This is a genomic window from Enterococcus sp. LJL51, from assembly GCF_054871795.1.
This window is the reverse complement of sequence record NZ_JBTXLW010000005.1, coordinates 164,500-176,774: the sequence shown is the minus strand read 5'-3', so window position 1 is coordinate 176,774 and position 12,275 is coordinate 164,500. Positions and strand designations below refer to the sequence as shown.

Annotated in this window: 7 protein-coding genes; 6 read left to right on the top strand and 1 reads right to left on the bottom strand. The window is 39.4% G+C overall.

What is annotated here, in order from left to right; all coding sequences use genetic code 11:
• Nucleotides 1-153 precede the first annotated feature (153 nt).
• From ACYSNQ_RS07330 to ACYSNQ_RS07310, 5 genes are all read left to right on the top strand, one after another.
• Nucleotides 154-1,812, top strand: a complete 1,659-nt coding sequence (locus ACYSNQ_RS07330; RefSeq protein WP_426082244.1) for a glycoside hydrolase family 13 protein — start codon at nt 154-156, stop codon at nt 1,810-1,812.
• 20 nt (nt 1,813-1,832) lie between these two features.
• The gene (locus tag ACYSNQ_RS07325) at nt 1,833-3,485 is read left to right on the top strand and encodes a glycoside hydrolase family 13 protein (protein ID WP_426082243.1); all 1,653 of its coding nucleotides are present in this window, start codon (nt 1,833-1,835) and stop codon (nt 3,483-3,485) included.
• 79 nt (nt 3,486-3,564) lie between these two features.
• Nucleotides 3,565-4,521, top strand: a complete 957-nt coding sequence (locus ACYSNQ_RS07320) for a LacI family DNA-binding transcriptional regulator (RefSeq protein ID WP_426082242.1) — start codon at nt 3,565-3,567, stop codon at nt 4,519-4,521.
• Between the two features lie 1,097 nt (nt 4,522-5,618).
• The gene (locus ACYSNQ_RS07315; protein ID WP_426082240.1) at nt 5,619-8,156 is read left to right on the top strand and encodes a fibronectin type III domain-containing protein; all 2,538 of its coding nucleotides are present in this window, start codon (nt 5,619-5,621) and stop codon (nt 8,154-8,156) included.
• 329 nt (nt 8,157-8,485) lie between these two features.
• Nucleotides 8,486-8,785 (top strand): DUF1700 domain-containing protein, encoded by a 300-nt coding sequence (locus ACYSNQ_RS07310; protein WP_426082239.1) that lies wholly within the window; start codon nt 8,486-8,488, stop codon nt 8,783-8,785.
• Between the two features lie 67 nt (nt 8,786-8,852).
• Here the strand turns inward: ACYSNQ_RS07310 and ACYSNQ_RS07305 are convergent, their stop codons facing one another.
• On the bottom strand, nt 8,853-11,081 hold the full coding sequence (locus ACYSNQ_RS07305) for an ATP-binding cassette domain-containing protein (protein ID WP_426082237.1): 2,229 nt from the start codon (nt 11,079-11,081) through the stop codon (nt 8,853-8,855).
• 80 nt (nt 11,082-11,161) lie between these two features.
• On the opposite strand from ACYSNQ_RS07305, the gene ACYSNQ_RS07300 reads away from it, so the two are divergent.
• Nucleotides 11,162-12,097 carry a helix-turn-helix transcriptional regulator gene (locus ACYSNQ_RS07300; protein WP_426082236.1) on the top strand — a complete coding sequence of 312 codons (936 nt, stop codon included), beginning with the start codon at nt 11,162-11,164 and terminating at the stop codon, nt 12,095-12,097.
• Nucleotides 12,098-12,275: the final 178 nt, after the last annotated feature.

Genomic DNA, 12,275 nt, shown 5'->3' with positions numbered 1-12,275 from the left:
AACAAAACATTAATTTAATGAAAATCATATGACAAGTGCTTAAACAGATGTTTTCAGCATAGAGGATAGAAAAGGCAGGTCAGAGCACAAAATGAGATTATTCTCTTTGTGCTCTGATTTTAGTTTATTTCCAGTTGAAAGAAGGGGAAGCTGATGAAGAAAAAATGGTGGAAAGAAGCGGTTGGGTATCAAATTTATCCGCGTAGCTTTAAAGATAGTAATAATGATGGAATTGGAGACTTAAATGGTATCAGAGAAAAATTACCCTACCTTAAGAAACTGGGAATTGATTTTATCTGGTTAAATCCGGTGTATCAGTCGCCTAATGTGGACAATGGCTATGATATCAGCGATTATCAGGCAATTATGGCAGATTTTGGTACGATGGCGGACTTTGATTTACTCTTGGCAGAAGCCCACAAGCTGGGAATTAAGCTGATTATGGATCTAGTCGTTAATCATAGCTCCGACCAGCATGAATGGTTTAAAGAATCTAAAGCGAGCAAAGATAATCCTTATAGAGACTATTATATTTGGAAAGATGGTATTCAGGGAGAGCCGCCTTCTGATTGGCAGGCTATTTTTGGCGGCTCCGTTTGGGAATATGATGAAAAAACGGAGCAATACTATTTTCATGCCTTTGCAAAAGAGCAGCCAGATTTTAACTGGGAAAATGAGCAGTTGAAAGAGAGGCTTTTTTCCATGATTCGCTGGTGGCTGGATAAAGGAATTGACGGTTTTCGGGTAGATGCAATCTCCCATATTCGCAAAGATGCCCATCATTTGCCGGCGCTTTTGGAAAATGTTCCAGGGAGGTATCAAAATATTCCAGGAATTGAGCACTATCTAGAAGAACTAAAGCAGGTCTTTGAAGAATATGACATTATGACCGTGGGAGAAGCGAGCGGGGTTAAGGCAGTTGAAGCAGAACAATGGGCTGGTGATGACGGCTATTTCAATATGATTTTTGAATTTGAGCATATTGGGCTTTGGAAACAGGAACAAGAAAAAAACTTTGATATTAAGGCATTTAAAAAGGCTCTCTCAAACTGGCAATATGCACTGGACGGCAAAGGCTGGAACGCACTTTATATGGAAAATCACGATGTTCCCAGATCCGTATCTGTTTTTGGTAATGACTCAGAAGAATATCGGGAGATTTCTGCTAAGGCGTTGGCAATGATGTATTTCTTCCTGCAGGGAACACCGTTTATTTATCAGGGGCAGGAGCTTGGGATGACGAATATGCCTTTTGAAAGCATTGAAGAAATCAACACACTGGATTCAAAGCAATTATACCGTGAACTGCAGGATGCCGGAAAATCTGAAGAAACAGCTTTAGCGACTGTAAATGCCATTACTAGAGATAATTCGCGAACACCGATGCAATGGAGTAATGATCAATACGCCGGCTTTTCAAATACAGAGCCGTGGCTTCGTATGAATCCCAACAAGCAGACAATTAACGTTGAAGCAGCTTTAGCAGATTCTGATTCTGTTTTCTATTTCTATCAGAAGCTAATTCGGTTGCGTAAACAGCATTCAGCACTGGTCTATGGCAGCTTTGAAGAGATTTTACCTGAGCATGAGCAGCTCTATGTGTATACAAGAAGAAATGAGGAAGCAGTGTTTTTGGTGCTGGTAAATCTTTCAGAGCAGCCGGCTAGTTACCAAATACCAAAACATATGAAGCAGCTGTCTGAAAAAGCTCAGCTGGTTCTAAGCAATTATCAGGCAGCGCAGGATTTGCCGCTGACAGATACCCTAGCCCCATTTGAAGCACGAACTTATCAGATTGATATGGGTAATTAATAAACAGCGGAGGAAAAACGATGGAAGAAACAGAAGTAGGAAATCAAAACGGACAAAATCAGAAATGGTGGCAGCAGGCAGTTGTCTATCAAGTTTATCCAAGGAGTTTCCAAGACAGCAATGGGGATGGAATTGGAGATATTCAGGGAATTATTTCCCGACTTGACTACTTAAAAAAATTAGGTATAACCGCAATTTGGCTGTCCCCAGTATACCAGTCTCCTAATGACGATAATGGCTATGATATCAGTGATTATCAGAATATTATGCATGAGTTTGGTACGATGGCTGACATGGAAGAACTGATTGATAAAGCAAAAGAAGCAGATATCAGAATTATTATGGATTTGGTAGTGAATCATACTTCTGACGAACACAAGTGGTTCATTGAGTCTAGGAAGACTAAAGATAATCCTTATCGGGATTACTATATTTGGCGGGATCCCGCAGCAGGAAAAGCACCTAATGAACTGCGCTCTATTTTTAGCGGCAGTGCCTGGCAGTTGGATGAGACAACAGGTCAGTATTACCTTCATTTGTTCAGCAAAAAGCAGCCGGATTTAAACTGGGAAAATTCTTCAGTCCGTCAAGAAGTATACAGCATGATGAACTTTTGGTTGGAGAAAGGTATTGGCGGTTTTCGCATGGATGTTATTGATTTGATTGGTAAACAGCCGGATCAGGAAATCACGGGAAATGGACCTAAGCTTCATGAATATCTTCAAGAAATGAATCAGGCCAGCTTCGGAAAATATGATGTAATGACGGTAGGTGAAACCTGGGGGGCTACGCCTGAAATCGCAAAGCTGTATTCTGATCCCAATCGTCAGGAGCTATCCATGGTTTTTCAGTTTGAACATATGGGACTGGATCAGCAAGAGGGAAAAGATAAGTGGGACTTACAGCCGTTGGATAAAAAGAAACTGAAGGAAGTACTATCTAAATGGCAGACCGCTCTTGGAAATCAGGGCTGGAACAGTTTGTTTTGGAATAATCATGATTTACCTCGAATTATTTCCCGTTGGGGGAACGACCAGAACTATCGGGAAAAAAGCGGTAAAATGTTTGCAATTCTACTGCACATGATGAAGGGGACACCATATATATATCAAGGGGAAGAAATCGGTATGACGAATCGACCGGTTGCTTCTATTGAGGAAGTTCAGGATATTGAAAGTATCAATATGTACCATGAGCGACTGGCAGCAGGCTATACAAAAGATGAGCTGCTGCGTTCAATTAATGCTAAAGGGCGGGATAATGCGCGCACGCCAATTCAGTGGAACAGCTCTTCAAATGCTGGATTTACTACTGGAAAACCGTGGCTGCCGGTAAACGAAAACTATCCTTCTGTGAATGTAGAACGGGCCCTTGAAAATCCTGAATCTATTTTTTATACTTACCAACAGCTGATTCAGCTGAGAAAAGAGCATGCTCTGATTGTTTGGGGCGATTATGCATTGATTCCTGATACGGCAGAGGAGGTTTTTGCCTATTATCGAGAATACAAGGGAGAAAAATGGCTGATTGTTGCCAATCTTTCAGACACAGCACAAGATTTCCTGTTAAAGGATACTGTAAAAGAGGAGATTATCAGCAATCGGACTGCCCCCATTTCCAATGCTAAGCTATTGAATCTGGAGCCATATGATGCTCTGGTGGTTCGTGTATAAAAGCAGCTTCTCATGTATAATAGAAGAAAAGAAATGCGGCTAATCTAAGTAACTAGCCAACTGGGAAGAGGTGAACGATGTGACCACACTATCTGACGTAGCTAAACTGGCAAATGTGTCCAAAATGACCGTCTCCAGAGTAATCAATCATCCGGAAAAAGTGACGGAAGAATTAAAGGAATTAGTTTATGAAGCGATGAAGGAACTGGACTATCATCCAAATATTGCAGCCAAAGCACTGGTCAAAAACCGCTCCCAGATTATTAAACTCTTTATCTTGGAAGAGATTGATACAACAGAGCCTTACTATATGAATCTGCTGATGGGGATTGCTAGAGCAGTTGGTAAAGCACATTATTCATTACAGCTGGTAACAAAGGATGGCTTTGACACTGGAACCTGTGACGGATACATCATTACTGGTTTTCGCGCCCACGATTTTGACTGGATTAAAAGCTTGGATAAACCAGTTGTATTGTTTGGCGAGAACAGTCAGGGAATTGATTTTGTAGACAGCGATAATCATTACGGTACGGAAATGACTACTAATTATGCAATCGCCTGCGGCTATGATGAAATTATTTATATAGGTATTGATGTGAATGAATCCTTTGAACAGTCTAGGGAACAAGGATATTTGCAAGCAATGGAGGCTAGCGGAAAAACCGGCAGAATTGAACGTTTTAATAATCGTTCGACGCTTAGTCAATTATTTATCGAAGCATATTGGGAAACACTTTCACCAAATACTTGCTTTATCTGCAGCTCAGACCGGCTGGCAATAGGAATTGAACGGGGAATTTCCAATAGTCGTGGTAAAATACCAGAAGAATACGGGATTATCGGTTTTGATGGTGTTTTCCTGGATCAGGTGAGCTCGCCAAAACTAACAACAGCTAAGCAGCCAATCGTCAAAATGGGTGAGGTCTGTGGAGAGATGCTGGTTAAAAAGATTGAAGAAAATGGAGGAAGCCAAGGCTATCGGCGTTTTTTACCGGAATTAATCGTCCGAGATTCTACAAAGAGTCAGTCGTAATTCTCCTGTAAAATACAAATCAGATAAATGGATGAGGTCGAGACAAAAGTGTTTAGCTCCGAGAAATAAGACGAATTATCCGAAAATAGCTTTTCATATTTTTGAGATAGTTCGACTTATTTCCGAGAGAGCTACTTTTGGAACGCCGTTTATTCGGATTTTAGAGAAAGAAGAGTTCGGGTATTTTCTTATGTCCCAAACTCTTTTTTGCGATTCCATCAGCATGAATTATTATTGATTCTTTTTTTATAGTTATATAGATGTTTTTTGCCAAAATCATATAAAGAATAGGTATAATCTATCTAGTTTCAATCGCATGAGTCAGCTAATTACAAAATATGAGTATGTCCTATCAAAAGCAGTCGAGATATCCTCGTGTTACTTTTTTTTTAAGAAATTATACTTTTTAGCTAAAAAATAAATTTTATTTGAAACTTTTCTGTCTGGATAGATGTCTAATAAGTGTCCGGACGAAAGAAGGAGAGTTATGGAAAAGAAAGTACAAATCAGACTGGTTAAGGAAGCAAAAGTTGGGATGCTCAGGCATTTGTACCGCTTTGTGAAGCATAACTATTCATAGACAAAAAAGTCCTTTATACTACTCTTGGATGACTTATCCAAGACCAATAAAAAGGACTAGCGCGTGGATGAGTATAACGTAAAAACATCTTTTCAGAAATGGTTTTCTGCAATCACCTTTGATTCTTTATCTGAGAAAACCAAATGAACCAGCAAAAACTTTGATTAGTATAGTAAAAAGCTTGATTTTAGAGCCATTCTAAAAATTCTCCTTTTTCATTTTCAGCAGGTTGGTGTTTTCAGATTATTCTGACTATATCTCTGCAACACCGGTGAAAGAATATATGTTGAAATATTCTATAAAAATATTTTATTTATTGTTATTTAAAATCTATATTTAACAGCCTTTGGATATAGTCTATAAAATTTTTAAAAGAAAAATATATCTTCATCTATAAGGGGTTCATTTTCTCATTTTTTTCCTAAACCAGCTGAAAACCTGATAAGCTAAAAAGTTTTTGCATGTTATAATTGAGTTGGTTAGTAGTCTAAATTATTAGGGCAAGGAGTGTGGGAGAATGAAGTTTTATAAAGAAAAACTGGCAAAATTAATGCTTGCTGTTACACTTATTTTTTCATTTAGTTTAACAGCTTCCAATGGTTATGCAGAGGAACAGGAACTGGTTGTCAATAATCTCAACCAAGTATTAAGAGATGATATTGGTACAACTGCCTATTTGAATTATCAGACAGAGGCTGTGAAATCCAGTAGTGTTCCTCAACCGAAAACAGTTATTTATTATTATCAGGATGGGGAAAGCTTTGATAAAGGGCACAATGGCAAGACTGCAGCGGCGACAACGGCAAATAGTCGAGTGGGCTATCACAAAGCTGTAGTGGAAGGCTTGAAGCCGCAAACCCTGTATCATTATCGTGTTGTCGATGAAAACACAGGAGCTGTTTCGAAAGAATATTCATTTGAAACGAAGGGAGCAGTTACAAACTTCTCTTTTGTTGCGGCAGCAGACGGCAATTACCGCAGTACTTCATCTTACCAAAACTATTTTGGTGTGACATTGTCTACGGCAGTGAACAAGTTTCCTGAATCAGCATTTATTATGCATACAGGAAAGGCCAATAGTACATTGACCGATGAAAAGCATTGGAATGGTTATTTTGGGTTAGCGCAGAATACGTTTGATCAGTATCCTTTGGTGCCAAATACAATTTCCAAGGGTTCTGCAAACAAGCTTTTCCAGCTTAATTATAATTTGACTGGTGTTAGTAATGATACTAGCAACTATTCATTTGTTTATGGAGATGCCTTATTCCTAAATGTTAACAGTCAATTGACCGGTACAAAAGATATTGAAAATCATATTAGCTGGCTGAAAAAAGAAGTTGCAACCAAAGGTCAAAGTAAATGGATTATTGTTAGTGTGGGAAACAGTATTTACGGCAGTTCTTCAACAGTAAGCTCGGCTAATAAAAAGCTGGCAGCTGCTTTTGATGAAGCTGGAGTAAATCTGGTGATTCAAGGGAATGATGATGCATATATTCGCTCATATCCGATTTCTAAGAGTGTAGTACTTTCCGATTATCCGGGAAGCACAGAAATTGCTCATAAAGATGGCGTTATCTACCTATCACCAGGTGCTTCCGGAGCTGAGCAAAAGAATGGCGCAACTGGTCGAGAATGGATTAAGACAGCCAGCAACTACAGCAGCAGTACTGTAAAAAAAGCTGCTGACTACAAAATGTACAGTAATATTCAGGTAACTGCTGAAAAAATTGAAGTAACAGCATATACAGTTAATGGACAAGTTGTTGATCAATTTGAAATCAACCGGAAGGATACGCCGGAAAGAGAGAGCCGCCAGCTAATACCGCTGGGTGTAAATAATGGTTTTGGTTCAGATTCGAAAACAACGCGTTCAATTACATGGCAATCTGATGCAACACTTAATTCAGCAGCGATTGAAGTTGTTGAAGCAGGTCAAGAGTTTACAGCAGAAAATACTATGGAATTCACGGGTACTTCAACTAAGAATAAAAGTATCCTCACAAAATACAATGTGAATAAGGTACAACTGATAGGTTTGACTCCAGGTACGAAGTATGAGTATCGCTTGCGTAACTATTATACAAATCCAAAGACTGGTTCAGTTACGACCTATTATAGTGATGTTTTCAGCTTTAAAACAGAGAGTCAGAAAGCAGAACCATTCACCTTTATTCATTTGGCTGATTCTCAAAGCTCACTAGACGGATATGCACCATATTTTGGCAATACCTTGAATAAAGCCTTGGGAATGTACCCGGAAGCACCATTTATTATTCATACAGGAGATATGGTGGAGACACCAAATGAAGCGAATTTCACCAGCTTCTTCAATGCAGCAGGCAATACGTTTGCTTCAACGGCATTCTTGCCAGTATTAGGAAATCATGAAGGGAGCTCTTCTTCTAACGAAGTATTTTATCAAAATACCTTCAGTGTAGATAATGTCAATGGCTTCCCATTGAACTACTCCTATGTTTACGGAAATGCGCTATTCTTTAACCTGAATTCAAATCATGATTCAGATAAAGAACTGGATAAACAGATTGAATGGATGAAAAAGGAAGTTGCTGAAAAAGGACAAGATAAATTTATCGTTGTGGCGTTCCATAAGAGTCCTTATGGCGGAAAATGGACTAGTTCTTCCAGTGGTTCATTGAGTTCAAAAAATATTAAGAAGAAATTGGTTCCTGTGATGGAAGATTTAGGTGTCAATCTGGTTCTATCTGGCCATGATCATAACTATATTCGCAGCTACCCAATTAAAAATAGTGTGCCAAATAAAACTATTTCAGATCACGGGAATATTTCAACAAGTGAAGATGGAACAATCTATATGGTTTCTAGAAATAGTGGGAAGAAAACGTACAAGATGGAATCCCGCAAAGACTGGACCGATGTTTTATGGGGCCCAAATGTTAAAGATATTACAGGAAAAGAGAATTATCCTGAGAATACAGTCTTTTCTGCAGTTGAGGTTACAGATTCTGCATTAAAGGTTACAGTGCGAACTGCCGGCTACGAAGTGATTGATGAATACACAATCACAAAATAATTGTAACTGTTAAAGCTAAGGCAGCAGAACAGACGAGGTTGTGACAGAAGTGTTCAGCTTCAAGCAATAAGGCGGAAATTCCGAAAATTGTTCCATAAATTTTTGCGAATTTCCGCCTTATTGTCGAAGAAGTTACTTCTGAAACACCGTTTATCCGGATTTAAGGGACTGAGGCATACTAATGTCACAGTCCCTTTTTTTAATTCGCTAGGTCTTTTATTGGAGAAGGAATGGACCTTAAGGCTGATAGGAAAATCAGTTCGTAGCTGGATAACGTTTCTAGTTTGCTCTGTTATACTAATAAAAAAAGCGAACGGAGATGTTTAAAAATGAAAAAAATCGGTGTAGTTTTGTTTAATGTATTATTTACTTCTTGGGCGTTGTTTACGGTATATGTATTGCTTGCAAGTGCTTGGTTCTCATTAGCAATGTTTGCGGTATCACCAGTCTTAGTAGTCGGAGCTTTTATAGTTGGGCTGCAGCATTTTATGATTCTCAATTTTGCCTTATCCCTGCTTCTGGCTTTAGCGGCACTTGTGATGATACCAGTACTACTGCAGGGAACCAGATTTGTTCAACGATTCGTTTCCGGATACTTCACACAAATGAGACTTATCTGGAACTCTTAATAGATTAAAAAACACCTCGAAGGACTCAGTGAAAACTGAAATCATCGAGGTGTTTTTATTTTTATGTTTAGTCAGATAAATAGCGCCCTGTAATTGAACGAGGGTGATTTACAGCTGATTCAGGTGTTCCCTCAAAGAGAATTTGTCCGCCGTTTTTGCCAGAGCCAGGGCCGAATTCAATCATCCAGTCTGCTAAGCGAATCATGGCAGTGTTGTGTTCGATTACATATAGGGTGTTGTTCTTATTCAGAAGCTCTTCAAATACATTTAAAAGAGCTTGGGTATCTTTATAGCTTAAACCACTGGTTGGTTCATCCAAAATAATGATTTTGTTTGAACAGTCCAAATTGCAGGCAAGCTTCAAGCGCTGAAGTTCACCGCCGGATAGAGTATCTAGTGTTTGTCCGAGCGTTAGGTAACCTAAGCCAATCTCATTTAGCCAGTGTATTTTCTTTCTGATTTTTTCCTGATTATTGAAGAAGGATTCGCTGTCTTCAATAGATAAACTCAATACCTGTGAAATTGATTTCCTTTGGTAAAAATAAGTAAGAGATTCCTGTTTGAATTTTGTACCGTGACACAGCTCGCAGTCAGCTCGTACAGCTTCGAGGAAAGCAAGCTCAGTTTCGATATATCCTTTCCCTTTACAAACTGGACAGGCTCCTTTGCCGTTAAAGCTGAATAAACCAGCGGGCACTTTATTTTCCTTGCTGAACAGCTTGCGGATATCATCTAAAATACCAATATAAGATGCCATAGTGGAGCGGCTGCTTGTACGCAGCCGTTTTTGATTAACGTAAAAAATCAAATCACCATACTTTTCCCGCAAACCTTCTGCAAAAGAGCTTTTCCCAGATCCTGCTACACCAGTGATTGCTAAAAGTCGATTTAACGGCAGTTTTACAGAGGCCTCAACGACGTTATTTTTTGAAATCTTTTCTGCAAAGAAGTATTTCTCTTTACTGACAGGCCGCTTTGCTCTTTTTAAGCTGGGCTGCTGTTTTTGACGAGCGGCCCATTCTGTATAAGGTCCCTGGCCAATCAGCTCGCCGCCATGAAGCCCTGCTCCAGGCCCTAACTCATAAACAGTGTCAGCCAGCTCAATGATTGTAGGGTCATGATCAATTAAGAGCAGCGTGTTTTCTTTTGCTTTGATTGCATGTATCAGTTGTCCGATGGCCTGCATATCCTGTGGATGCAAACCTGTGCTAGGTTCATCGAGAATATAGAGCATATCAGATAGACTGCTGCCGATTGAACGAATCAGTTTAATCCGCTGAGATTCTCCTCCAGAAAGTGTGCCGGTTTCACGCGACAAGCTAAGGTAGTTTAAGCCAACCTGACAAAAATAATCCAGCTGCTGGATTATTTTTTCTGTGACTTGCCGAGTTTCTTTAGGCTGCAGCTGTTCCAAAAACAATTTCAGCTCGTCCAGCTGCATGTCCAGACATTCACCGATGTTCTTGCCGTTTAATTGACAGGAAAGAGTTTTTTGATTTAGGCGATACCCGTGACAATCCGGGCAGGTGGTTTGAGTGATCACCCGCTGAATTTCAGGGAGGTATTTTTTTTGCTGCTTCGATGTAATGTGGATAAACGTCTTTTTGATTCTTGGAATAATTCCCTCATACATAGAAGATTTATACCAGCCAGGTAATGGATGGGGCGGTTTCAGCTCTGGTGAGTAGAGCAGAAGCTCAAGTTCCTCCTCAGAAAAATCTTTAATCTTTTTATTGTTGTCAAAAAGTCCTGAATCCACATATCGTTTCCAACGGTAGCTTCCTGGCTCGAACGTATCAAAGCAGATTGCTCCTTCATTTAGAGATTGTTCAGGATTCAATAATTCCTCCACTTTAAAAGTAGTCGTTAGACCCATACCTTGACAGGTGGGGCACATTCCTGCCGGGTTGTTAAAAGAAAACACATCTGAATAACCGACGAACGGCTGGCCAAAACGTGAAAAAAGAAGTCGCAGGGTTGGATTGATATCGGTTGCTGTTCCTACTGTAGAACGGCTGTTGTCTCCCATTGGCTTCTGATTAACAATCACAGCAGGTGAAAGATTTTCGATAAGATCGACTTCCGGAACGGGAAGATGAGGCATTCGATTTCTCACATAGCTTGGATATGTTTCATTCATCTGCCGTTGTGCTTCAGCTGCTATAGTATTGAACACTAATGATGATTTTCCAGAGCCGGACACACCGGCAAAGACATTAATTTGATGTTTTTCAATAGTTACATCAATATTTTTCAAATTTCTAGTACGAGCACCTCTAATTTTAATTTGACTCATAGTCATTCCTCCTTTACTCTATAAGTATATAAAATGAATATGACAAAAAATGTCATATTAAAGTATAAAGAGGGAAAAAGATGAAAAAAGAGCAGACAATTTATGAGATGATGTGGTATATCCAAAACAAGAAAGAGTTTACGGCACAGGAACTGGCTGACCGCTTCCAGTTATCCATAAGAAGTGTTTACCGTTATATCACAGATTTAGCAGATTTAGGTTTATATGTGGAGAGTAAGAAGGGAAGAAATGGCGGGTTTACAGTGCTGGCCAATCAGGTTTTACCACCGGTTCTATTTACGGAGAACGAAATTATTTCCTTGTATTTTGCAATACAGTCTTTGGCTAACTATGAAGAGTTTCCGTTTCAAATGAACACAGTTACTGCTGGTGAGAAGCTTTTATCGGTAGTTCCTAAGCAATTACAGGATAAGCTCCTTCATTTGGAGGATCATTTCCAGTTAGCAGTGCCCAAACAAGTAGTAGAAAATTCCTTTTTAAGTGATTTGATGGCAGCAGCAATGAATAAACAACAGATAGAAATAAAGTATCGTTCACCTCAATTTTTATCGGTCAAGGTTTTAGAACCGATTGGTATTTATGCAGCAAATGGGTTCTGGTATTTGTTTGCAGTTGATACTGCGAGGAAAGAGCCGCGACACTACCGGATTGACCGGATTCAGTCCGTTACGGTAGTTGCTGAACAAAATCAGACAAATTTGACATTGAAAGAACTGAATAAAGAATATGAACCGAAGGAGCCGGTAAAGATGTTGGTTGAACTGACGGCAATAGGTCTGAAACGTTGTTTAGAAAATCGATACCTTTCTAAAGGAGTACTATCTGATGAGAAAGGCAGGAGACTTGAATTGACGATTGATCAGCGGGATATCCCCTATACGGCTGAATATTTGATTATGCTTGGCAGGGAAGCAGTGATTAAGGAACCAAGAGAGCTTGTTGAGTTTGTTGTTCAAAAGTTGGAAGGGATATTGGAGCAGTATGCTGCAGAATGAAAAGAAGTCGATAGAGAAGACGCTCCATCAGGGGGTCATCCATTTATAGATGGGTGCTTTCTTTAAAAACTTAAAAAAAGCATTAAACGCTGAAAATCAAGCAGAATTTATCCTTGATTTTCAGCGTTTTCTAGTTTCGATTTCAATCCATATTTATTTGGGGAAAGATGGTTTTCTG

Excerpts from the sequence above, each read along its gene's own strand:
- ACYSNQ_RS07315 (WP_426082240.1), top strand. The coding sequence starts at position 5,619 with ATGAAGTTTTATAAAGAAAAACTGGCAAAATTAATGCTTGCTGTTACA.
- ACYSNQ_RS07305 (WP_426082237.1), bottom strand. The coding sequence starts at position 11,081 with ATGAGTCAAATTAAAATTAGAGGTGCTCGTACTAGAAATTTGAAAAAT.
- ACYSNQ_RS07325 (WP_426082243.1), top strand. The coding sequence starts at position 1,833 with ATGGAAGAAACAGAAGTAGGAAATCAAAACGGACAAAATCAGAAATGG.
- ACYSNQ_RS07330 (WP_426082244.1), top strand. The coding sequence starts at position 154 with ATGAAGAAAAAATGGTGGAAAGAAGCGGTTGGGTATCAAATTTATCCG.
- ACYSNQ_RS07300 (WP_426082236.1), top strand. The coding sequence starts at position 11,162 with ATGAAAAAAGAGCAGACAATTTATGAGATGATGTGGTATATCCAAAAC.
- ACYSNQ_RS07310 (WP_426082239.1), top strand. The coding sequence starts at position 8,486 with ATGAAAAAAATCGGTGTAGTTTTGTTTAATGTATTATTTACTTCTTGG.